Genomic DNA, 25,185 nt, shown 5'->3' with positions numbered 1-25,185 from the left:
TAGAGGTTAGAATTAATTTCCTTAAAAATAATTTTGGACTATTCATATCAGTAAGATTTGGGTTTGAAATTCGACATGTAATTAGTCAAATTTAAATATAATACTTTTGATTCAACCAAGGTTTGGGATTATTACTGTCATTTTATTTTAATTAGCCTGTTTTCACCAAATGTAGATAAGGATGACTTCCTCGATGAGGACGCCATCCTTTTGATTTAGGGATTGGTATCATGGGTTTTTCGGGATGGCGTCCCTTGAAAAAAAGGAAGCCATCCCTTTTCTCATTGGTTCAAGTATTATTTTCCTTAAATTCGCTTCCTGTCAATTAAATTTTGCAATATGAATAACCTTTTTATACAAAAGCCTTTCCGGCAAATTCTAACAATTATTTTGTTGGTTATTTTTCTTATCCCTATCCAGATAAAAGCACAAACTTATGCCCGAAATGGATTGGTTAGTTCTTCATCGATGATTGCTTCGGAAGTAGGGCGTGATATTTTAAAACAAGGTGGAAATGCAATTGATGCGGCTGTTGCAACCGCATTTGCCTTGGCGGTTACCTGGCCATCTGCCGGAAATATTGGGGGGGGTGGATTTCTTGTTTTTATGAATGACAAAGCTGAAGTTACGACCATTGATTTTAGAGAGAAAGCACCAATTAAGGCATCGAGTACTATGTTTTTGGATAAGAATGGAAATATTTTTAATGATTCAAATCATACGGGTGGATTGTCGATTGGAGTGCCGGGAACTGTGGCAGGTTTGTATTTGGCTCAACAAAAATATGGAAAGTTAAGATGGGAAGAGGTAGTTCAGCCGGCGGTTGATTTAGCCAATAATGGTTTTCCATTTACCTGGACCCTTTACAATCACTCAATTGCTTTTAAGGAATCCTATGCTCAATCATTACCTGAATTCGCAAAGTTCATGCTTGAAGAGGACGGAAGCTACCGAGAGCCTGGTAAATTATGGAAACAGCCTGATTTGGGTGCAAGCCTTGAACGCATTAGGGATCATGGTCGGGACGGTTTTTATAAAGGGAAAACCGCGAAACTCCTGGCAAAATATGTTCAGCAAGAAGGTGGTCTGATCACCGAAGAAGATTTATTAAAATATGAGGCCATCGAACGCAAACCGGTTGTTGGACAATATAGAGGATATGAGGTTTACTCGATGCCTCCGCCAAGTTCAGGTGGCGTTGCCATGATAGAGATGTTGAATATGCTCGAGGATTTTGATCTTAAGGATTTGGGCTTTAATTCTGCAGATTATATTCATGTTCTAACAGAAGTGATGCGCAGAGGTTATGCGAGCAGGGCCGAATATTTGGGTGATCCTGATTTCAATCCCGATATGCCATTGGATAAACTCTTATCAAAAACCTATGCTAAAAAATTGGCAGCATCCATCGATATGGAAAAAGCCTCTTTAAGTGACTCAACTATGTTTGGGCAGTTATACGATGGAGAAAATACCACCCATTTATCAGTGTTGGATAAGGATGGGAATGCTGTTTCTTTAACCTATACCCTCGAAAATAGTTATGGGTGCAAACTTATTGCCAAAGATCTGGGTTTCTTATTAAATAATGAAATGGGAGATTTTAACCCGGTTCCCGGCATTACTAAAACTGATGGACAAATCGGAACAAATCCAAATCAGGTTGCCTCTGAAAAAAGGATGTTATCGAGTATGACACCAACTATTATAGCCAAGGATGGAAAAGTGTACATGGTTATTGGCAGTCCCGGTGGACGTACAATTATTAACTCTGTAATGCAAGCTATTTTGAATGTGCTCGATCATAAAATGGACATTAAAACGGCCATCGAAGCGGGTAAAATCCACCATCAATGGTTGCCTGACCAGGTAATTTATGAGAAATGGGGGATATCGGCAGATACAAAGAAAGTGTTGGAATTGATGGGGCATAAATTCAGATCAGTCGAAAACATAGGTGCTTTAATGGGGATTGTTTATGATCGCGAAAAAGGTATCATGTCAGGGGCTGCTGATTCAAGTAGTGGAGATGGCGGTGTCGCCGTTTATTAAAATCATTCAGTTCGTTCTAAGTTTATCTCATGAAACTGGTTCAGCATGACTGAAATTTAGCCTTTTGAACTAAAAGAAGTTAGAAGTTAGACACGAGATTCAAGATTCAAGACACAAGACACAAGACACAAGATTCAAGAAGGGTTTTAATCAATAGTCAAAATCTAACATCTAACATCTAATGTCTAGCGTCTAATATCATGATTTTATATTATGTCGAACTCACGCTAAATACCTTTTACAGACCTGAATGGTATGGCGTTCTGTTTAAAATAGACCGACCAAGCGTAATTTCATCCGCATATTCGAGTTCGTCGCCAATTGAGATACCACGGGCAATGGTTGTAATTTTAATCCGGGTATCCTTTAATTTCTTAAAAATATAAAAATTGGTGGTGTCTCCTTCAATGGTAGTTGACAGAGCCATGATTACTTCTTTAATTTCACCACTTTGAACTCGTGAAACAAGGCTTCTAATTTGAAGGTCGTCAGGGCCTATACCTTCCATCGGGGAAATAATGCCTCCTAAAACATGGTACAAGCCAACAAATTGAGAGGTGTTTTCGATAGCCATTACATCCCTGATATCTTCAACCACACAAATAATTGAACGATCGCGTTTGGGGTTTGCACAAATTTCACAGGTATCCACATCGGATATGTTATGGCAAACAGTACATTGCTTCATCTCATTTCGCATTCTGATGATGCTTTTCCCAAATTGTTCGACATCGTCAGTTTGTTGTTTTAATAGATGAAGTGCAAGCCGCAATGCACTTTTACGGCCAATACCGGGTAGTTTTGCAAACTCATTCACTGCATCTTCAAGTAGTTTTGAGGAGTAACTATTCACTATTTATGGCATTTTAAGATTGAAACAAAGTTAACTTAAAACATATTCTGGTAAAAAGATTAATTTTATGAATCATTAAAATGTTAAAGCATGTTACTTAAACAATCTTCTTTTTTAATTCTTTTCGTCCTTTTTTGCTTTTCAGTGATGAGTCAAAATCAAACCCAATTAAATAATAAGGATGATCTGGGCCGTAAACAAGGTTACTGGAAGTCGTTTGATGAAATGGGGTATTTAAAATATGAAGGCACCTTTAAAAATGATATCCCGATCGATACTTTTAAATATTATTACCCGGATGGCAAATTAAGGGCGCTGTCAGTTTTTTATAATGAGGGTAAGAAATCATATGCAAAATTATTTCATCGTAACGAAAAGTTGATGGCTGAAGGCAACTATTTAAATCAAAAGAAAGATAGTGTTTGGAGATATTATAGCGAATATGATGGGGTTTTATTGTCGGAAGAGATTTATATAAATAATCAGAAAAATGGACTTTGGCGGCAGTTTTTCCCCAATGGAAATGTTGCAGAAGAGCTTAATTATAAAAATGATGTTGAAGACGGGGAGTGGAAGCAGTTTTATACCGACGGTACTAAAAAACTCGAAGGATTTTATGTGCGAGGTTTAAAGGAAGGGCTTATTCAAATGTTTTACCCGAATGGACAGGTTGAAACCAGCGGTAATTACTTAAATTCATTAAAAGAAGGAATTTGGAAATCTTTTTCGGAAGATGGAAAAGTAAATAAAGAAGAATATTATCAAAATGGAAAATTAAAAATCTGACAAAGATCAAGATCAAAAATTCTGTTTAAGTACACCTAAACTGTCGTACACAATTCTTCCTGTTGCGATCAATCGGTTTTTTGTTTGGTGCCCATCGGCAATTAAAATACATTGGCAGCCTATCAATTCGGCAACTTCATGATCATGAACCGTATCGCCAAGCAAACAAACTTCAGAAGGATTTAAATCATAATCGGAGATTAACCGTTTTGCATTTGCCGTTTTGCTATGTGCATAATGATCGCTAATCCCATAAATTGCTTGAAAATAATGATAAATCCCATATTGCTCAATTGATTTTTTAAGTGAGTTTTGCTCCATCGCAGAGAGGATGAATTGCTTGATGTTTCCGGATTTGAAATATTCAAGAACTTTAGTAGCTTCTTGATGTAATTTTGCGAGTTTGACTTTATCGGTATAACTGACAATAAATTCATTTGCAGGAATTTCAAAATCTTCTTGAGTAAAATCAAATCCGGCTTTATGATAATAATCTTTGACCGGGAATGTAAAAATCTCTTTATATTTCTGAAGGCTTAGTTTTGGCAAATTTCGTTGTTCAAGTAAATTGTTGATGATACTTTTACAAATGATAGTATCGTCCAGCAAAGTTCCATTCCAATCCCAAATAATTGTTTTTATTCCATCCATATTTTTAATTTGCCTTCGCGTTCCGCTTCGGCAGACGAGAAAGGGTGGTTTAATTCCCCGGAGCGTGATCCGGAAGAAAGGGCCCAGAACTTGCCCTGGGTTTTAATATTATTTATTTCAAACGCAAATATAGAGAAAATCGGCAGGTGAAAATGAAGTTAACATGAAAGGAATAAATATAATCTTATTTAAAGATTCTTAATTTATCCAAAGCTCTTTGATAGTTTTGAGCATTTCGGTTATGCTCACTGTTGGTCCTGGCAAAATTATGATAGCCAGAAAGGTCTTCTTTGGCACAGAAGTATAAATAATCGTGCTCATGATAATTTAATACGGCATCAATCGAAGCAATTGAAGGAATACATATCGGTCCGGGCGGCAACCCCGGATATTTATAAGTATTATAGGGCGAATCAATGTCTTTATAAACATTTAATACCCGCTTAACACCAAAATCGTTCAATGCAAAGATAAGAGTCGGGTCGGCTTGGAGTAACCAGTTTCGCTTTATTCGATTGATGTAAACTCCTGCAATAATTGGCTTTTCGTCATTTTTTTGAGTTTCTTTATCAATGATAGAGGCCAGTATTACAACTTCCATCTTAGTCATATTTAATGCAGCTGCTTTGGCTTTTCGCTTATCATTCCAGAAATTCTCATATTCACGAATCATGCGATTGATAAAATTTTCAGCACTCACATTCCAGAAAAACTCATAGGTGTTAGGGATGAATAAACTTGAGATGGTGAATTTGTTAAATCCTAAATTTGAGATATAAGTACTGTCATTTAATAAGTTGATAATTGAAGCCGAATCAAGCTCCAGCTGTTCAGAAACCCTCGTCGCTAATTGCTCAATATCCCTGATGTTATTAAAGATCAGTTTTACCGGTTCTTGGTTACCTGATCTGAGATGGTTGATCAATTCATTATTTGACATCCCATTGAGAAGAAGGTATTTACCGGCCTTAATATTTTCAGGGTATTTTTTCTTTTGGGCCCACCATTCAAAATTCTTACGATGAATAATTAAACCGTCTTTATAAAGGATTGTTTTGACTTCATCAAAGCTTGATCCTGTGGGAATATAAATTGAAACTTTTGTTTCATCTTTTGTCCAAACATTTGGTTCGCTAATTATTTGGTAAATAAAATAACCAATAGCTAATGCTATAATAATTAATAGGAGGAGAATAAATATGATTGTTCGGTGAAATTTTGATTTTTTCCTAAATGAACTATACTTTGTATGATAATAGGCCATGGTTTTAGATAGTTTATTTGTTATTGATTCGTTGTAATAAGTATTCATTAATCCAATTGCCCGATTTGTAATTCCAGTCGTTTTTTAACCCTGCAATTTTAAACCCATGATGCTGGAACAAGGAAAGGCTGTTTTTATTGTCTTCTTCAATATTACAAAATAGTTGATGAAGATTTAATATGTTGAAAGCATAGTCAGATAGTAAATCTAAGGAGTTAGCAGCAATTCCTTTTCTACGATAAGCTTCATCGATTAAAATTCCGATCCCTGCTCTTTTGTGGATGGGGTCAAACTCAAATAAATCAACACAACCAACTGTAATCTGTTGATCCTTCTCTGAAAGATCAATCATTAATCGTAATTGTTTAATTGTAAAAATATCTTTGTTGGAATTCATTACATATTGTTCGATATCAAATCGTGAGAAAGGGATAAGGGTGCTGCTCAGATGCCATGTGTCAACATTGTTTTCCCATTTCAAAAGGATTTTCACGTCTTCCGGTTCGACGGCCCTAAAACTGATATTGCCTTTTTTTAATTCCATTAAATTGAGATTTCTCCTTTAAATATAAAAGTTGCAGGACCTTCCAGCCAAATGTTCTTGAAGACATTTGCTTCTCTTTCGAAACTAACTTTTAGTTTGCCGCCTAAAGTTTGAATTTGTACACTTCCTTTTTTGATATTTTGTTTAATGGCAAATGCTAGTGCCGAGGCAGTAACTCCTGTTCCACACGAAAGTGTTTCGTCTTCAACACCTCTTTCAAACGTTCTAACAAACAGGTGATCCGATGACTCTTCAACAAAATTTACATTGATCCCTTTTTCTCTGAATTGTTCATTGTTTCTTATCTCGCTCCCATCTTTGTATATATCTTTTGATTGGAGATTGTTTAGGAATTCAATATAATGTGGTGATCCGGTGTCGGTTAAATAGTAATTTGACTCTTTTTTGAATTCATTTACATCCGACATTTTGAGCCTAACCATTGATTCTGGTGCATAATATTCCAGTATTTCGCCCTCATGCAGTCCATCAAAAGCCATAAAATGAAAATAATTTTTGGCGAGTCCAATTTCTTTTGCGAAAGCAAGAATGCATCTTCCTCCATTCCCACACATACTGCCTTCCATTCCATCAGCATTATAGTAAATCATCCTGAAATCAACATCCTTATGTTTCTTTAAAATCATTAACCCATCGGCTCCAATTCCAAATTTTCGGTCGCAAAGTTTTTTGATTATGGAATTGCTTATGGGAAGGCTTTCATCTCTGCCATCAATAATAATGAAATCATTGCCGGTACCTTGATATTTATGAAAAGCTAATGTCATGTTTATGTTAAAATGTCATGTTTGATAATTTTAAATTAAATATCGTTGAAAAATATGGTGTTTCCGATTTTTAATTTAGCATAAAAATTTAAGTAGTAAATTACTTAAATATACAATGATAACAAAGATAAGCATAAATCTTTTATTCAGATAGATGAACCTGGGAATGGATCTTAACAATTTTTAACAGAAATTCAAAATACTTTTATACAATGAGGAACGTTTTTTGTTAAAGTTTAAAAAAATGATAAATGACGTTGGTTATACTGCCAAAATGGAAGATTACCAATTAGTAGTTCAATCAAAAATTCAGTAACAGATGAAAAGGTTTTTAGAATTTACATTAGTTGCACTTTTGAGCGCATTATTTGCAGTTATTATAGTTTTTGTGATAATTAAAAAAGAGGATGACACAGTTCACCGGCAAAATATTCAATCCAATCTGCCCGTATCTCAAACATCATTTAATGCTGCAGATGCGGTGACAGGACCTGATTTTAGAGTAGCTGCTGATCGTTCAGTTCATGCAGTGGTGCATATTCGCACTCAATTCAAACGTAAAACTGATACTTATGATGACTTTTTTGGATCTCTGAGAGAATATCTGGAAGGTAGACAGCGGCCTAGTCAATCAACTCCCATGGTAGGATATGGATCGGGTGTAATTATTTCTGAAGATGGATATATTGTTACAAATAATCATGTTGTGGAAGGTGGCGATAAAATTGAGGTAACCCTTAATGATAAAAGATTATTTGAAGCTAAACTCATAGGAAGGGATGCCTCAACTGATCTTGCTTTAATTAAAATTGAAACCAAGAATTTGCCATTTTTGGTTTATGGAAATTCTGATGAAGTTCAGATTGGTGAATGGGTTTTAGCAGTTGGTAACCCTTTTAATTTAACTTCAACAGTCACTGCAGGGATAGTAAGTGCAAAAGCCAGAGATATAAATATTCTTGGAGGCACTGCTTCTATCGAATCATTTATTCAGACCGATGCGGCAGTTAATCGGGGGAATAGTGGTGGTGCATTGGTAAATACAAGCGGGCAATTGGTTGGTATAAATGCTGCAATTGCTTCAAGAAGTGGTTCTTATGAAGGATATTCTTTCGCAATACCTGTTAATATTGTCAAAAAAGTGATGGATGACCTGCTTAATTATGGTGAAATTCAAAGAGCATATATTGGAGTCTCAATTCAAGACATTACCCCAGCACTTGCAAAAGAGCATGGCATTGAAACCCTTCAAGGAGTTTATATTAATTCAGTTGCTAAGAATGGCGGAGCCGACAAGGCAGGAATAATTGCCGAAGATGTCATTGTACAAATTGATAATGTTGAAATTAAGAGTTCATCTGCATTACTGGAAACAATAAGTCAACATCACCCTGGTGACAAAGTTAGCGTTAAGGTATTAAGAAAAAACAAGCCTAAAATTTTTACGGTTACATTACAAAATGAGAATGGAGATTTGGGAGTTATTAAATCTGATGAGAAATTTTTAGTTGAAGAATTTGGTGCTTATTTCCAGCAGGCTTCAACTGAAGTCAAGGCTAAATTAAATATTGAGAATGGGTTGGTAATAACACAATTAAATAAAGGAAAATTGAAGGATGGTGGAGTAAGGGAAGGGTTTATAATTTTAAGGGTTAACAATTATAAAATCAATTCAAAACCCGACTTAGAAACAGCGATCTCCGAGTCAAAAAACGGAGTGTATCAAATTGAAGGTATTTATCCTAACGGAATGCGCATTATATATGGATTTACCAATTAATTTATTTGGATCAATTATAAATAAATCTGTATTTTATTGAAAATAATTGAATTAAAACTTTCAAGTCTGCATATTTCTCATTATATTTGTTTAAATCGGTAATTATTAAATAATGTACTGATTGATAGGAGATTTTGAATAAAAAAGGAAAACATGAGGCAATTAAAAATAACGAAGTCAATAACAAATAGAGAAACGGCTTCTCTCGATAAATATTTACAGGATATAGGGAAGGAAGAATTAATTACTGCTGAGGAGGAAGTAATTTTAGCTCAAAGAATTAAAGCAGGTGATCAGGTTGCACTTGAAAAATTAACGAAAGCAAATTTACGTTTTGTGGTTTCTGTTGCAAAGCAATATCAAAACCAAGGTTTAAGTTTACCGGATTGTATCAATGAAGGTAACCTGGGCTTAATTAAGGCTGCCAAAAGATTCGACGAAACAAGGGGTTTCAAATTTATCTCTTATGCAGTTTGGTGGATTCGACAATCTATTTTACAGGCACTGGCTGAGCAATCAAGAATAGTGCGGTTGCCATTAAATCAGGTTGGTTCACTAAATAAGATTAAAAAGGTTTCTTCCAGATTGGAGCAAGAACTTCAGCGATCACCATCAGCTGATGAAATTGCAGATTCTTTGGAAATGCCGGGACATAAAATTGATGCAGCACTTAAAATTTCAACAAAATATGTTTCAATGGATGCTCCGTTAACCAATGATGATGATCTGAGATTTTTGGATGTTTTTATGCCTGAAGATACCCTGCCTACCGATTCTTTTCTGATGAAAGAATCATTGGGCAGAGAAATTCAACGATCATTGGCAACCCTCACTGAAAAAGAAAGAGACGTGATCAATTTGTATTTTGGAATTGGTACTAACCATGAGTATACTTTGGAAGAAATCGGGGCTAAATTCGACCTTACAAGAGAAAGAGTTCGTCAAATTAAGGAAAAAGCAATACGAAGATTAAAGCATAATTCTCGAAGCAAATTACTAAAAGTATATTTGGGAGAATAGGTGGGTTTTTATTAACTTATTAACAGTGGATTACTAATAAAATTCTTTATTGGTAATCCTTTTTTGTTTATTTTTGGGTGTGTGTTTCTTTCATTCTTAAGATCAAATATTAACCTCAAAACCTAACTAAACATGAACCAGTCAAATGAGAATCATCATTTCGAAAAATCGTTAAATAAATGGGTAAGTGATGAGAAGATTGCTAACGAATTCATAACAATTATTAGTCAATTGTTTTATGATAAAGCTGTTGAGCTAATCATATTCAGAAGTCAATTGCTTGATAGAACCGCAAGTAAAGTTTTGTTAAAACATTTTAAATCCATACAAATTGTAGCAAAAACATTGTTGGTTAAAGATTCTTTGGATTTGGCGAAAGCTATATTTAGAGCTGATATTATAAATGCTCGAATCGATATAGGTCGTTTGAACTTTGAATGGGTTGAAGAAAAAGCAAATTATAAAAACATCGACGATTTTATACAAGATAAGTTGTCGGACTTGATAGGTAAAAAACCAACTTATGATAAACCAGTCGATGTAGTTTTGTATGGATTTGGCAGGATCGGTCGATTGGTTGCTCGTGAATTAATTATTCAGGGTAATGGAACACAACTGCGGGTTCGGGCAATCGTGGCGAGAAATAACACCGGTGAATCAATGAAAAAGAGGGCTTCATTGTTTCGTCAGGATTCGATTCATGGTCCATTCAGAGGTGTTGCAATTGAGAATGTTGATGATAATACCATTTTTGCCAATGGACATACCATCAAAATGATAGAAGCCAGTCGTCCTGAAGATATTGATTATACTGCATATGGAATTGAAAATGCTTTATTGATTGATAACACAGGTATTTTAAGAGATTATGATGGTTTATCGCGTCACTTAAAAGCAAAGGGTATTGCAAAAGTTTTACTCACAGCACCAGGGAAAGGTAATATTCCAAATATTGTTTACGGAGCGAATCATCGTGAACATAATCCGGATGATTATAAGATTTGGTCGGCAGCATCTTGTACCACAAATGCGGCAGTTCCTGTTCTGAAAGTGCTGGAGGAAAGTCTTGGGATAGAAAGGGGGCACCTCGAAACTATTCACTCGTATACGAACGATCAGAACCTGCTAGATAATTTTCATAGCAAGGTCAGAAGAGGGCGGTCAGCTCCTACGAATATGGTAATTACTGATACGGGAGCAGCTTCGGCAGCAGTAAAAGTAATCCCAAGTTTAGCCGGTAAATTAACAGGGAATGCAATTCGTGTTCCAACTCCAAATGTTTCATTGGTAATTCTAACCCTGACCGTAAAAAAACAAACTTCAGTCAAAGAATTAAATGACCTGATCTTGCACGCATCGTTAAAAGGTACGATGGTAGAGCAGATCAGATATTCCAGTTCTGAAGAAGCTGTATCATCAGATTTTATTGGCGATTCAGCTGCATGTATATTCGACAGCCCTGCCACTAAGGTTTCATCCGATGGTAAAAACATCGTAGTTTATCTTTGGTACGACAATGAATTTGGGTATACTATTCAGGTTATCAGGTTGGCAAAACACATCGCTAAAGTCAAGAGTTACAGATATTATTAAAGATATATTGAAAAATACAGAGCCTTTCTTTCAAAAGGCTCTGTATTTTTATAATTTTGCCAACAAAATACCCCAAGGGGTAATTTTTATTTTATGAAATAGGGTTATTTCATAAAAATGTTGAAAATATTTTTATTATGTCAAACACAAAGTATGTATTTGTAACGGGAGGTGTAACTTCTTCATTAGGTAAAGGGATTATCTCTTCATCATTAGCCAAGTTGTTGCAGGCAAGAGGATTTCGTGCCACCATTCAGAAGTTGGATCCTTACATCAATGTAGATCCCGGTACATTAAATCCTTATGAACATGGCGAATGTTATGTAACTGAAGATGGAGCCGAAACCGATCTTGATCTCGGTCATTATGAGCGTTTTTCAAATGTTCCAACCTCACAGGCAAATAATATTACTACAGGAAGAATTTATCAAACAGTAATAAATAAAGAAAGAAGAGGGGATTATTTGGGTTCTACTGTTCAAGTCATCCCACATATTACCGATGAAATAAAAAGATGCATCAAGTTGCTAGGTGAGTCGGGTAAATTTGATTTTGTTATCACTGAAATAGGAGGAACTGTTGGGGATATTGAATCTTTGCCTTATATCGAAACGGTTCGACAAATGAGGTGGGAGTTAGGGGCAAATTGTGCAGTTATACACTTGACTTTGGTACCATATTTAGCTGCTGCAGGAGAGTTGAAAACAAAGCCTACTCAACACTCGGTAAAAGCATTGTTAGAGCAGGGAGTACAACCTGATATTATAGTTTGTAGAACAGACAGGCACCTTAATGAGGTACTTAGAAGGAAAATCGCTTTATTTTGCAATGTTACCCCATCGGCTGTTATTGAATCAATTGATGCTGAAACAATATATGATGTCCCGGTCTTAATGCGAGAAGAAGGACTTGATAAAGAGGTTTTAAATAAAACGCTCACTCCATTTAAAAATGAGCCTGATTTGGTGAATTGGGAAAAATTCCTGTATAAGTTAAAACACCCTAAGCAAAAGGTAACCATTGGATTGGTTGGCAAATATGTTGAATTAAAAGATGCCTACAAATCGATTACTGAATCATTTGTGCATGCCAGTGCTATGAATGAATGTGAAGTCATTCTGGAAATGATACATTCAGAAGGAGTGGATGAAACGAATGTTTTAAAAAAACTGAGTAGTTTGGATGGGATATTAGTTGCTCCGGGTTTTGGTGATCGTGGGATTGAAGGTAAGATTTTAGCATGCAAATATGCCCGTGAAAATAAAGTACCATTTCTTGGCATCTGTTTAGGAATGCAATGTGCTGTTATTGATTTTGCCAGAAATGTCTTAAAATATAAAGATGCACATTCAACAGAGATGAACCCCAAGACAACATATCCGGTAATTGACCTAATGGAAGAACAAAAACGGATCACTAATTTAGGTGGTACTATGCGTTTAGGCTCTTATCCTTGCAGCATCACTAAAAAATCAAAGGTATTCGGTGTTTATGGTGAGGAAGAAATATCCGAAAGACATAGACATCGTTATGAATTTAATAATAAATATCTCGACGAATTTATTGCTGCCGGGATGAAAACCAGTGGTATTAATAAAAAAAATAATTTGGTGGAAATTATAGAACTGTCAGATCATCCATGGTATATAGGAGTACAGTTTCATCCTGAGTTTCGCAGTACTGTAGCAAACCCACATCCAATTTTTGTAAATTTTGTAAAAGCAGCACTTGAAGGTAAATCATGATTTGGCATAATAAATACAAAGGAACAGTTCTTGATATAATTGAATTTTTTAAGCATAGGCAACAAACCTGGTCAAACTTTTAGAATAAATGAATAAAAATAATATAATTGGAGTTTTACTCCTTGGAGCCATATTTATCATATGGAGTATTTTACTAAAACCATCTAAAGAAGAAATTAATGAAAGGCAACGAGTTCAGGATTCGATCTCGGCGGTAAATCAGGCTAATTATCTGCGGCAGGATTCTATCAATAAAACGAAAATTGCACCTACGGGTGAATCTCAAAATACGGATACTAAGATTGCAAATGTTTCTGGAAGTCAAGAGGTTCTTACCTCTGTTCAGAAATCAAAATACAGTGTATTTGCCAATTCGGCAATTGGTGACGAAAAAATAACTACCATTGAAAACGAACTTCTCAAACTTCAATTCACAAATAAAGGCGCACGTATCCTATCTGCTGAATTAACCGGATATCAAACCTATGATTCACTACCCCTTATTTTATTCGATTCAGATGCCAATAAATTCGGGATATCATTTTTTATAGACAATTATCGTTTGAATACACAGGATTTTTATTTTCAACCCTTTTGGCCCGATGTGGATCATTCAGGCGAAGATGTTATAAAAATAAAAGGAGATGAGTCCGTGTCGTTTGGTATGCGTTTATACACTGATAATGGAGAAGGAGCCTATAACCCGAACCGGTATATTGAGTTTTTATATACAATTTCGGGAAATAAGTATATGTTCGATTATAAAATCAACATAGTTGGATTAAAGGACGTATTAGCAACAAATGCTAATTATCTAAATCTGGAGTGGGAAACCAATATTCTTAAACAGGAAAGAAGCATTGATCGTTGGAATGGGCCAACCGTTTTTTATAAATATGCCAGCGATGATGTGGATTACCTCTCGGAAACAAAGGACGATAGTGAAGTTTTAAAATCAAAGGTAAAATGGATTTCATATAAACAGCGATTTTTTTCTACAGCACTCATTGCCAATGATGCATTTGTAAATGCTGAAATTAGTGGTTTCACCGATCCTGGTTATGCAAATGATCCAAGGTATTTGAAATCCATGAAATCGACAATAGGAATTCCTTACGCTGTTTCGGACCACCAATCAATTCAAATGTCATTTTATTTCGGCCCAAATAAGTATAGTATCCTGCGCAAATATCATCTTGGACTCGAACGACAAATTCCTTTAGGTTGGAGTTTCGCACCATTAGCATGGATAAATATTTATGCTGTTATACCCGTGTTCAACTTTTTAGGTGGGTTTGGGTGGAACTATGGAATAATAATCTTAGTTTTGACTATTCTGTTAAAATTGGTTCTTTTCCCAATAGCCTATAAAACTTACAAATCAACGGCTAAAATGAGGGTTTTAAAGCCCGAAATTGATGAGCTTGGTTTGAAATTCCCAAAGAAGGAAGATGCCATGAAAAAGCAGCAAGCTGTTATGGCTCTTTATAAAAAGGCAGGGGTTAATCCTATGGCAGGTTGCGTACCTATGCTTTTACAGATGCCTATTTTGTTTGCAATGTTTCGATTTTTCCCTTCATCTATCGAATTGAGGCAGCAATCCTTTTTATGGGCAACCGATTTATCTTCTTATGATTCAATATTTTCATGGACAGCTCAAATTCCAATTTTAAGCAGTGTTTATGGTAATCACATTAGTTTGTTTACATTGTTAATGACGGTATCTACCATCATCTATACAAAAATGAATAATGATATGATGGCCTCAGGAGGTCAGCAAATGCCCGGAATGAAGACCATGATGTACCTGATGCCGATCATGTTTTTAGGGATGTTCAATGGATATGCTTCGGGGTTGAGTTATTACTATTTCCTTGCCAATGTCATCACTTTCGGACAAATGTACGTGATCAGGGCTACCATAGATGAGAAGAAAATATTAAAACAAATCGAACTTAATAAGAAAAAACCTGTTGTGAAATCAAACTTTCAGAAAAGATTGGAGGACGCAGCCAAAAAACGAGGCTATTCATCTCCAAAGAAATAACCGAAAATATTAGTTGTAGGTTTTGGTCAGTAGTAAGTTTATTTTTTTCCTTTTTTGATGGAGTTTACCATTGTTTTTAATGATTAGAATAAATCCCAGTTGATAAGGGTATCCTAATGAAATACAGACATTTAAAATAAATTTAGAAAAATTTATTTATTGCAATAGGTTATTTACCTAATTTTTTTTTGGTTTATAGGTAAAATACTTATAGAATTTCTTGCATTGTATTATATATTTTTATACTTTTACAAGTTAATTTACAATAGTTATTAATTAAGATTAAAATTAAACTTATGAAAACTCTCAAACCATTTCTTTATCTTTTAGTTGTTTTTGCGATAGTTTTGAGTGCTTGTAATAAAGATGTTCATAAGATTGGGGAAGATGAAAACCTTGATATTCAAGTAAAGAATATGGAGGATTTGATTATACCCGCAAATTTTGATTGGAGAATTCCGATGAATTCCACCAGTACCCTGAAAGACGGATCTTCTTACTATCCGAGCACTTACGCAACATTGGCATTTGAAGATTTATGGCCTGCTAAAGGCGATTATGATTTTAATGACCTAGTGGTATCGTATCAATTTAGAACTGTTACCAATGCCAGTAATTTTATTACTGATATTGTTGGTACATTTATTTTTAGAGCTACAGGAGCCGGAACCGATAATGGATTCGGATTCGAATTAACAGGCTTGGATACAACAGGATTTGTCGTTACTGGAAATTCTGTACTCGCCGGTTATACTACTACAACAGATGGTTGGGAAAATGGACAAACAAATCCAGTTGTTATCGTAACCGATAATGTTAGTGATATTATGCCAAGATGGGCTAATAATACACAGTACGGTACAGGTAATAGTATCTACGCACCAAATGATACTTTAGAGATTCATATTACACCAAGACCTGGTGTTGAAAAACTTTCTACGGACTTCCTCATCAACCAAGCTAATTTTAATCCGTTCTTGATTGCTGATTTTATAAATGAAGGTAGAGGTCGTGAAGTACATAAAGTTAATTATCCTCCAACTGATTTAGCTGACGTTGGCTTATTTATGACTGCTGATGATTATTCTCAACCTTTGACAAACAGCACTTACAAAACACGTAAAAATTATCCATGGGTACTTGATATTCCTGGGATTTTTGAATATCCTAGAGAAAGTATAGACATTAATTGGGCTTATTTGCGTTTTGGTGCTTGGGCAGAAAGCGGAGGTACTCTTTATACTAACTGGTATTCTATTACTACCGAAGGTGTTTTTAGAACTTCAGGAAACCTTTATCAGGCTCCTTAATTAAAGTAGATAAAGATAATTATAATAAAAGGCTGCAGAAATGCAGCCTTTTTTCATTATTAAATATTGTTAATATGATTATACCATAAAAATCTCAGAATTGATTTAAGCCCTCAACTAAATATTACTTTGGTATATTTTGTGAATTTTTAAAATCTGGGGGATTAAAAGATTATTGCCATCATTTTTAATAATATGTTCGGAAAACGATAGCTTTTTCTCATCATCCCACTGATTTCCCAGCCTTTGTTTCACTTCTTCAGAACTTATCTTATCCCTATCAATAATTCGTTCTATTCTCATTATTTCAGGCGCGTAAACGTATATCACGGTATCCATGTATTTATCAAACCCACTTTCGAAAAGTATGGCAGCTTCATGAATAATATATGGAGCTTTTGAATTGGTAATAATCCAACTTTGAAATAAATTGGCTACTTCCGGATGAATTATCTTGTTAAGAAAATCTAAAGCATTTTTATTATTAAATACCAATAAAGCCATCTGTTTCCTGTCAATTTTACCGCTGTTATCAATAATATTCGACCCAAAAAAAGAACTTAACCGGAGAATGATACTTTCACGTTCAAGCACTTTTTTTGCTTCAATATCGGCATAAAATATTGGTACGCCTAGCACTTGGAAAATCCTGGCAACAGTTGTCTTACCACTGCCCATATTTCCGGTTAATCCTATCTTAAACATTGTTAAGCAGAATTAAGTACTCAACAGATTTTGGTTGAAAATCAATAATTTCGATAAAGGTTGGATAACGTTCTAACTCTATTTTCTGAGAGTTTAATGATCGCTCATCATAATGAATAACAGCAGAAAATATGTCAGGGGTTATTCTGTCAAAATCTTTTAGCGCTATCAAAAATTTGACGGTAACAGTTTCAGGGAATAATTTAATTCGTAAATCGTTTTTCTCAAATATTTGTATTGGAACAATCATAGAACTCTCAGTAAATTGTTCAATTGGAATTTGCACCTGAACTGAATCGGATGAAAGATGAACTTGGGTTTCTCTATATGGATTAACAAGTTTGAGTCCAAATAATTGATCACTTTGAATATTGACAAGCTTTATATATTCGGTTGATATAGAATTAATGGAATCAATCAATGATGGTGGCCCACTGATCGTAATCTTTTGTACTGATTGCGTAATCTTTCCATAAACATAATGTTGTTGCTTAGGAATTATATCCATGTTAAGAAGAACATCCACTTGTTTACTGATGGTTTTTTCAAGATTTATGTAAAGCGTATCAGGTGAAATTTTGCTGATGGAATTTGGAAACTCATTTTGATTTCTGATTTGGTTAAATAGCGATGAACTTAGAATATAATAGCCAAAGCCTGAACCGGTATTATAAATTTTTACATTTTGCAGATCAATAATGAGAGACTTTTTCTTTTTAAAATAAATCTCAGTTAATAAATCAGAGCCTCTGGAATCAATTTTTAGATAAACAACTGAATCAAATGCTTTTGTTATGATCTGATCGGAAGGTGGATTAACGAAATTAATTTCATAGGGAACGTCAGATGAATATTCTTTTGACATCTTAATTAATAGCCAAATGGATACAGATATTAAAAGGCAGATAAGAAAAATAGAAAGACGGGCTTTGTCTCTTAAATTCTTCATTCTCATTGCACTCTCCAATATATATGAAATGGCTAGTTTCACTGTTTTTTTCTGCAAGTTAATAAAAAAGGAATCCTATAACAATATAGAATTCCTGATTATGGAATTTGTTTGTAGTTAAGATTAGGCTAATGGAGCGTCTCCACCTACTGCAGATCTTTCGATAGTAAGTTTGTTTCCCCCATCAACTTCAATGATGAAAGTTTTATCCCGGACTTCAAGGATTTTCCCATGGATTCCTCCAATAGTAATTATTTTATCCCCTTTTTTTAGCGACTCACGATATTTCTTTTGTTCTTTTGTCTTTTTCATTTGTGGCCGAATGAAGAACATGTAGAAAACGACTACAATTAAAATTAACGGGAGGAATGACATAAGTCCGCCTCCTTCTTGGCCTTCTTGAGGCATGAATAATAAGATGTTTGAGATTGTCATTGTGAACTTTGTTTTATGTTTAATTTATTACTTTCTTACGGTTGCTTTTATTCGAATAAAAACCTTGTCTGGTGAAGCATTTGTTTCAATGGTTGCCGTTTTGTTTTGATACCCTATCTGCGCACGGCTGTCAAAGGTAAGTTTAATAACACCGGTTCCTCCAGGTTTTATGGGTTCTCTCGGGAAGTCGCTTGCCGTGCATCCGCAGGATGTTTTTACATCAGAGATTATCAGGTCGGAACCACCGGAATTGCTGAATTTGAAAGCATGTGTTATCATTTCTCCTTCCTTAAGTTCACCAAAATCATATTCGTTTTCAATAAATACTATTTTTGGTGGTTCATCTGAATTAACAGCTTCATTTGAGCTGTTTTGAGCATTTGCTGAATCCACATTTTTCTCAGAACGCTGCGATTGAGAATTACATCCAACCATGGTCAATAGAAAAATCAAGAAAATAAAAAGAAAAGAAAATGTGTTATTTCGCTTCATGATGCAAAAGTATAAATTATCATTGAATTAGAAGCCTTATTTATTCGTGAAACTAAATTTTTATAAGTGCTAGCGCTATAAAAATTCTAAGTTGAACGAATCCCGATAGCGTAGCTTATCGGGATGAATGAGTCTAACCTGCCAGCCGGCAGGCTGGTACTCCGCCACCTGCCGGCCGCAGGCAGGCTTGTGACGTAAAAATTAAATACTATTCCAAAGGATACCCTGTTGCTCTGCGGGAGGAGTTTCATTATTTACCACTACCCATTATGGTTAAAGATCCTTTAAAAACATCATCTTCAAATTCTCCCTGACATTTTAGTACATAGAAATATACCCCATCTTTCAAATTCCCTCCATCCCAATCATTCTGATAATTTTTCTGTTCATAAACTTTTTGTGTCCAACGGTTAAAAATAATCAATTCATTGCTTTTGTAAAAGTCGTTTATTTTGGGATAATCAGAACCGGATTTAAGATTTGAACCCGGATTATCCTGTGTAATGATAAAAACATCGTTTACCCCATCATTATTTGGTGTAATAATATTAGGAATGATCAATCTAACGGTTTTTACAGCAATAGAAAAATACAAATTAGTGTCGCAACTCGTTTGATATTTCGCAGTGAAAACAACATCAAAATTTCCAATATGATCGAAAGTATGCGAAGGAGATTGGTCAAAGGATGTAACACCGTCACCAAAATCCCATTTCCATCCTTCTACAACTATGCTATCTTCTGAAAGATTTGTGAATCGAAAGATACCTGTCGGATTTTGAATATACCAGGGATCTTCAGGATCTGTTGAAAGTTCAATGTTCGGAGCCCTGTAAACTTTTACATAAACATTTGTATCAAGTCGATTATTTATTGCATCGTAAACACTCATGTTATATCGTCCTTCGCATAAATTTATCGCTACCGTCGAATCATTTACACTGACCGAAGCACTACCCCAATCATACCGATACGGAGCCATTCCTCCACTAACCGTGGCTTTAACTTGGCCATCACAAATACCTGAGCATCCCATTTTCAATTGAGTAAAGGTGATATTTAACTGAGCGTTGGAAACTAAAAATGAAAATAAAAAAATCGTACAGACTAATTTATATTTAATCATGTGGCAATTGATTGATTATAATGCGAATTTAACAATTATTAAACGAAAAAACGAGGATGTTTATTATCAATCCTTATTTATGCTCTATTTATTCATTACAGAAAATGAAATATCGTTTAATAATGGATGTAGTTTAATTTAGATAAGTTAATCCAAAATATTTACTCACTTACAACAATGGCCAATTTGTTGTTCTCTGAATTAATTGCTAGACGTGTGATCCCTTTTATCCCAAAAATCTCACCTTTAATTTGAACCGGTTTCCATTCGTTGGATGATTCCGGATTTAAAAAGTAGAGTTGATTACCATCGCTCATGATTATTAGTCCGTTTCGGGTCCAGCACATATCTTCTCTTAATGGGAGGGTGGATGCGATGGTAGAGGTTTTCCTTGTTATAAGATCAAATGAATTAATTCGCCAATTCTCAGGCAAGGATTTATCAATGTAACTCATCGTATTTCGAGAGGGAATTTTGTGTAAGGATCGTCCGATTTTTGTGGTGATTATTAAATCTTCTCCTGATTTTAAATCAATATAGTGCAATTCGCCCATGTCCTCTGATAAAACGTAGGCCAATAGTTTGGATTCATCAATCCAGGCATGATAGCCAATAAGGTATTTGTTACTGAGAATGATGGGTTGACCTCCCTCAACAGGATATTTCCCTAAATCCTGAGCGCCATTGTCGCGCTGTATGATGCATGAAATAAATTTCTCGTCAGGGGTAAGGGTAGGTGAGTACTCCCTTTCCTGAGTAGTAGTCAAATTTTTTGTTTCCCGGGTTTGATAATTGTAATATTTTATGTCACTTCTACCTTCATTATCGAACGAAGCGTAATAAATAACAGGTTCGGTACGATGGAAACTGGGCTGATTGTCATAACCTTCGTGCCCGGTAATATTTTGTGGATTTGATAAGGTGATTTGATTATTTTCAACCTTCAAATCAAATAAATAAATTTCAGTTCCTGTTTGCGATTGTAATAATACGTAGGAAAACAAAAAGAAAGGGATCAATAGCTTTTTCATCTGTTTATTTTTTATTTCTTAACGGTCAGATGCCTGCCTGTCGGCATACAGGGAACTAACCGTGATAAAATAGACGAACAATATTAAACATTAAAACGAATATGTAAAATGTCACCATCACCAACAATATAGGATTTACCTTCAACGTGAAATTTGCCCTTATCTTTGCAAGCCTGTTCGGAACCCAAACTGATAAAATCATCATACTTCATTACTTCTGCTCTGATAAACCCTCTTTCAAGGTCACTGTGGATTACTCCTGCTGCTTGCGGGGCTGTCATCCCTTTTTTAATAGTCCAGGCCCTGACCTCCATTGGCCCTGCTGTAAAAAAAGACTGAAGATTTAAAATTTTATAAGCCGATCGGATAAGTTTATTCACCCCGGGTTCTGTTAAGTTTGCATCCTGCAAAAAAGCAAGTCGATCTTGCTCGTCATCCAGGTCAGCAATGTCAGCTTCTAAAGCACCGGCAATAATCAATACTTCCGAGTCCTGATCTTTTACACTTTCAGTAAAAGCTTGTGAGTATTTATTCCCGGTCGAAGCCGAAGCTTCATCAACATTACAAACGTAAATAACAGGCTTAGCTGTTAACAAATATAAATCTTCAATAAATCTGCGATCATCCTCCGAAACGTGTGCAGTTCTGGCATTCTGAAAATCTTCAAAATGTGCTTTGTAAATATTCAAAATTTCAATTCCTTTTTTTGCATCCTTATCACCGGCTCTAAGCAATTTCTCAAGGCGTTGGATTTTTCGCTCAACCAAATCCAAGTCACGGATTTGAAGCTCAAGTTCTACAATTTCACGGTCTCTTACAGGATTTACAGAGCCTTCAATATGGGCAAGATTATCATCATCAAAACATCTCACAACATGAATCAGTGCATCCATTTGTTGAATATCTGCAAGGAATTTATTCCCGACCCCTTCACCTTTATTGGCTCCTTTAGCAAGCCCGGGTAAATCAATAATTTCAATAACGGCAGGAACTACTCTAGCGGAATGAATGAGAGCATCAATTTTGAATAAGCGATCGTCGGGAACATCCACTTTTCCAATATTCGATTTTGTGGCACTGAATGCAAAACTACTGGATTCGGCTTTGGTGTTTGATATACAATTAAATATAGTGGTTTTTCCAATATTTGTGATCCCAATAATGCCGCAATTTAATGCCATAATATTTAGAATTTGGTGAGTGAATATAAGGCCACAAAGATAAAGTATTTGTAGCTACGATATTAAGTGCCTGATTATTTTTGAATACAAAATGAACTACCCCGCGGCAAGCATCGGGTTATCCATAGGAGTATTATTAAATCTATTCGCCACAAGCCCGCCTGCGGCCGGCAGGTGGCGGAGTACCAGCCTGCCGGCTGGCAGGTTAGTCTCATTAATCCCGATACGTTTCACTATCGGGATTCGTTCAGCTTAGAATTTTTATTGCACTTTCGCTAATAAAAATTTAGTTTCACGAATAAATTGCTTATTTTTGCACCCTAATTTTGAGAGGCCCGGAATTGTGAGAACGTACTCGTTCCCAAAATCTTAAAACTTAAAAATGATTATTAACCCATTCTGGAAACAACTACCCGGACAATTGTAAACAGAAGTTAAAAGTAAATTAAATGACAGAAATTAAAGAAAACCTCGAGAATGCTGCTGAAGAAACTGAAAAAGTGATGGCTGAAGAGAGTATTGAACAAGTAGAAAATGAGGTAAAAGATGTAACTGAAGTTGTAGAAGAAGCAAAACAAGAAGAGGTTGCTGAAGTAGTTGCTGAAGAAGTGAATGAAGTGGAAGTTGCCGAAGCTAAAGAAGAAGAAGTTGCTAAAGCTGAAACAGAAGCAGTAGAGACAGAAATTGAAGCGGTAGTTCCAGAAGCAACAGAAGTTGAAGAAGAAAAAGCCGAAGTAAAGGTACCAGCCGAATTTGACTGGGATTCTATCGGTAAAAAACATGAAGCCTATTCAGCTGCAGAGCGAACCAGGCTTGAAGATGTTTACAATGAAACATTTAGTGCAATAGTAGAACATGAAGTTGTTGACGGAACCGTTGTTGCAAAAAATGCACGTGAGGTTGTTGTTAATATTGGATTTAAATCGGACGGCGTTATTCCATTGAGTGAATTGCGTTATAACCCAAATTTAAAAATTGGCGATAAAATTGAAGTTTACGTTGAAAGTCAGGAAGATCCAAACGGACAGTTAATCCTTTCTCATAAAAAAGCCCGTACTTTAAAATCTTGGGACAGAATCAATGTTTGTTTCGAAAAAGAAGAAGTTATCAATGGTTATGTTAAATGCCGTACCAAAGGTGGTTTAATTGTTGATGTTTTTGGAATTGAAGCATTCCTTCCGGGTTCACAAATTGATGTGAAACCAATTCGCGATTACGATGTTTATGTTGACAAAACAATGGAATTTAAAATTGTTAAAATCAACCACGAATACAAAAACGTTGTTGTATCGCATAAAGCTTTAATTGAAGACGAACTTGAACACCAAAAAATTGAAATTATTTCTAAACTGGAAAAAGGACAGGTATTGGAAGGAACAGTTAAAAATATTACATCTTATGGTGTATTTATTGATCTGGGTGGCGTTGACGGATTAATTCACATTACCGACCTGTCATGGGGTAGAATTAACCATCCTGAAGAAATTGTTGAACTTGATCAAAAATTGAAAATTGTTATTCTTGATTTTGACGATAACAAAAAACGTATTGCACTTGGTTTGAAACAATTAACTCCTCATCCATGGGATGCACTCGACGAAAACCTGAAGGTTGGCGATAAAGTTAAAGGTAAGGTTGTTGTAATTGCTGATTATGGTGCCTTCATCGAAATAGCTCCCGGTGTTGAAGGTTTGATTCACGTTTCTGAAATGTCGTGGTCACAACATTTAAGAACTGCACAAGATTTCTTGAAAGTTGGTGATGAAATCGAAGCACAAATTTTAACCCTTGATCGTGAAGAGCGTAAAATGTCACTTGGCATGAAACAATTAATCCCGGATCCATGGTCAAACATTACCGAGAGATATCCTAAAGATTCAAAACATACTGCAACCGTGAGAAACTTCACCAACTTCGGTATTTTTGTTGAGTTAGAGGAAGGCGTTGACGGATTGATTCATATTTCAGATTTATCATGGTCCAAGAAAATCAAACATCCTGCTGAATTTACAAAAATCGGTGAGAAAATTGAAGTTCTGGTACTTGAGGTAGATGAAGAAAACAGAAGGTTAAGTCTGGGTCACAAACAATTGGAAGAAAATCCATGGGATGTTTTCGAAACCGTATTTACCTTGAATTCAGTTCATAGCGGTACCATTCTTTCAATGAATGATAAAGGCGCTGTAATTTCATTACCTTATGGTGTTGAAGGTTTTGTGCCTTCACGTCATTTAGCAAAAGAAAATAAATCGGTTGCTAAAGTTGATGAAGCAATGGAATTCAAAGTGATCGAATTTTCAAAAGAAAGTAAGAAAATCATTCTTTCTCATGCGAAAATTCATCAGGATGAGGCATTTGCTGAAAAGGTAAAAGAAAATGCAAAGGCTAAAACTACTGAACGTTCAAACCAAAAAGCGGTTAAGAAAATGAGCGATAATATCGAGCGAACCACTTTGGGCGATCTTGATGCACTTGCTAATTTGAAAACTGAAATGGAAGCATCAGAGAAAAAAGCTGCTGCCAAGAAAGCAAAGAAAGAAGAAAAGTAAAATTCTTCTAACATACTATAAAGGTCCCGATTTTTAGTCGGGACTTTTTTTTGCCAATTATATTTTCCCTGTTAGGTTGAGGTTCTATGTTAAGTCAAAATATTTAATGTAAGTTTTGATGTTAATGAAACTAATATTTTACAATTGATAAATTATTTTTGTACTGAGGCAATGCATACAAAAGAATTTCTTTTTACTTATAGCCTCAAGCCAATTGGGTAAATTGGAAATACCTTTTGAGTAAAATAGAAATGGGACTTCTCTCATTCAAAATGGGACTTCTC

Annotated in this window: 21 protein-coding genes; 9 read left to right on the top strand and 12 right to left on the bottom strand. The window is 35.3% G+C overall.

Features of this window, described 5'->3' with window-relative positions; all coding sequences use genetic code 11:
• Positions 1-339: 339 nt before the first annotated feature.
• The gene (gene ggt, locus KKG99_00960; GenBank protein MBU1011547.1) at positions 340-2,052 is read left to right on the top strand and encodes a gamma-glutamyltransferase; all 1,713 of its coding nucleotides are present in this window, start codon (positions 340-342) and stop codon (positions 2,050-2,052) included.
• A gap of 238 nt (positions 2,053-2,290) precedes the next feature.
• Here ggt and recR read toward each other — a convergent pair whose 3' ends face one another.
• Positions 2,291-2,908, bottom strand: coding sequence for a recombination mediator RecR (gene recR, locus KKG99_00955; GenBank protein ID MBU1011546.1), 618 nt, complete (start codon positions 2,906-2,908; stop codon positions 2,291-2,293).
• 87 nt (positions 2,909-2,995) lie between these two features.
• On the opposite strand from recR, the gene KKG99_00950 reads away from it, so the two are divergent.
• Entirely contained in the window at positions 2,996-3,691 is a 696-nt protein-coding gene (locus KKG99_00950) for a toxin-antitoxin system YwqK family antitoxin (GenBank protein MBU1011545.1), read from the top strand.
• A 12-nt stretch (positions 3,692-3,703) separates the two neighbouring features.
• On the opposite strand, the gene KKG99_00945 is transcribed toward KKG99_00950, so the two are convergent.
• From KKG99_00945 to dapF, 4 genes are all read right to left on the bottom strand, one after another.
• Positions 3,704-4,342, bottom strand: a complete 639-nt coding sequence (locus KKG99_00945) for an HAD hydrolase-like protein (GenBank protein ID MBU1011544.1) — start codon at positions 4,340-4,342, stop codon at positions 3,704-3,706.
• Positions 4,343-4,526: 184 nt separating this feature from the next.
• Complete coding sequence (gene mltG, locus KKG99_00940) at positions 4,527-5,606, bottom strand: endolytic transglycosylase MltG (protein ID MBU1011543.1); 1,080 nt, start codon at positions 5,604-5,606, stop codon at positions 4,527-4,529.
• Between the two features lie 13 nt (positions 5,607-5,619).
• Positions 5,620-6,150, bottom strand: a complete 531-nt coding sequence (locus tag KKG99_00935; GenBank protein MBU1011542.1) for a GNAT family N-acetyltransferase — start codon at positions 6,148-6,150, stop codon at positions 5,620-5,622.
• Complete coding sequence (gene dapF, locus KKG99_00930) at positions 6,150-6,938, bottom strand: diaminopimelate epimerase (GenBank protein MBU1011541.1); 789 nt, start codon at positions 6,936-6,938, stop codon at positions 6,150-6,152. Before dapF ends, KKG99_00935 begins: the two co-directional genes overlap by 1 nt.
• A 319-nt stretch (positions 6,939-7,257) precedes the next feature.
• Here dapF and KKG99_00925 point away from each other — a divergent pair, with 319 nt between their 5' ends.
• From KKG99_00925 to KKG99_00900, 6 genes are all read left to right on the top strand, one after another.
• The gene (locus KKG99_00925) at positions 7,258-8,718 is read left to right on the top strand and encodes a Do family serine endopeptidase (GenBank protein ID MBU1011540.1); all 1,461 of its coding nucleotides are present in this window, start codon (positions 7,258-7,260) and stop codon (positions 8,716-8,718) included.
• Between the two features lie 153 nt (positions 8,719-8,871).
• Complete coding sequence (locus KKG99_00920) at positions 8,872-9,738, top strand: RNA polymerase sigma factor RpoD/SigA (GenBank protein ID MBU1011539.1); 867 nt, start codon at positions 8,872-8,874, stop codon at positions 9,736-9,738.
• Between the two features lie 132 nt (positions 9,739-9,870).
• Positions 9,871-11,331: a glyceraldehyde-3-phosphate dehydrogenase gene (locus KKG99_00915; protein MBU1011538.1), complete on the top strand. Its 1,461-nt coding sequence runs from the start codon at positions 9,871-9,873 to the stop codon at positions 11,329-11,331.
• Between the two features lie 137 nt (positions 11,332-11,468).
• Positions 11,469-13,076, top strand: coding sequence for a CTP synthase (locus KKG99_00910; protein MBU1011537.1), 1,608 nt, complete (start codon positions 11,469-11,471; stop codon positions 13,074-13,076).
• Positions 13,077-13,164: 88 nt separating this feature from the next.
• A complete protein-coding gene (yidC, locus tag KKG99_00905; GenBank protein ID MBU1011536.1) occupies positions 13,165-15,123 on the top strand; it encodes a membrane protein insertase YidC in 1,959 nt (652 codons plus the stop codon).
• Positions 15,124-15,419: 296 nt separating this feature from the next.
• Positions 15,420-16,433, top strand: coding sequence for an LruC domain-containing protein (locus KKG99_00900; protein MBU1011535.1), 1,014 nt, complete (start codon positions 15,420-15,422; stop codon positions 16,431-16,433).
• A gap of 117 nt (positions 16,434-16,550) precedes the next feature.
• Here KKG99_00900 and coaE read toward each other — a convergent pair whose 3' ends face one another.
• From coaE to ychF, 7 genes are all read right to left on the bottom strand, one after another.
• Positions 16,551-17,138 (bottom strand): dephospho-CoA kinase, encoded by a 588-nt coding sequence (gene coaE / locus KKG99_00895; GenBank protein ID MBU1011534.1) that lies wholly within the window; start codon positions 17,136-17,138, stop codon positions 16,551-16,553.
• Positions 17,131-18,003 (bottom strand): hypothetical protein, encoded by an 873-nt coding sequence (locus KKG99_00890; GenBank protein ID MBU1011533.1) that lies wholly within the window; start codon positions 18,001-18,003, stop codon positions 17,131-17,133. The genes coaE and KKG99_00890 overlap by 8 nt, the downstream gene beginning before the upstream one ends.
• Before the next feature lie 207 nt (positions 18,004-18,210).
• Entirely contained in the window at positions 18,211-18,522 is a 312-nt protein-coding gene (gene yajC, locus KKG99_00885) for a preprotein translocase subunit YajC (protein MBU1011532.1), read from the bottom strand.
• Positions 18,523-18,549: 27 nt separating this feature from the next.
• Complete coding sequence (locus KKG99_00880) at positions 18,550-19,014, bottom strand: DUF1573 domain-containing protein (protein MBU1011531.1); 465 nt, start codon at positions 19,012-19,014, stop codon at positions 18,550-18,552.
• Between the two features lie 250 nt (positions 19,015-19,264).
• On the bottom strand, positions 19,265-20,140 hold the full coding sequence (locus tag KKG99_00875) for a gliding motility-associated C-terminal domain-containing protein (GenBank protein MBU1011530.1): 876 nt from the start codon (positions 20,138-20,140) through the stop codon (positions 19,265-19,267).
• A gap of 161 nt (positions 20,141-20,301) precedes the next feature.
• Positions 20,302-21,171, bottom strand: a complete 870-nt coding sequence (locus KKG99_00870) for a hypothetical protein (protein ID MBU1011529.1) — start codon at positions 21,169-21,171, stop codon at positions 20,302-20,304.
• An 83-nt stretch (positions 21,172-21,254) separates the two neighbouring features.
• The gene (gene ychF, locus KKG99_00865) at positions 21,255-22,352 is read right to left on the bottom strand and encodes a redox-regulated ATPase YchF (GenBank protein ID MBU1011528.1); all 1,098 of its coding nucleotides are present in this window, start codon (positions 22,350-22,352) and stop codon (positions 21,255-21,257) included.
• A 503-nt stretch (positions 22,353-22,855) separates the two neighbouring features.
• Here ychF and rpsA point away from each other — a divergent pair.
• A complete protein-coding gene (gene rpsA, locus KKG99_00860) occupies positions 22,856-24,901 on the top strand; it encodes a 30S ribosomal protein S1 (protein MBU1011527.1) in 2,046 nt (681 codons plus the stop codon).
• Positions 24,902-25,185: the final 284 nt, after the last annotated feature.

This window comes from Bacteroidota bacterium (genome assembly GCA_018816945.1).
Lineage (GTDB): Bacteria > Bacteroidota > Bacteroidia > Bacteroidales.
Note: the sequence above shows the minus strand (reverse complement) of the source record. Positions and strands in the feature narration are given on the sequence as shown.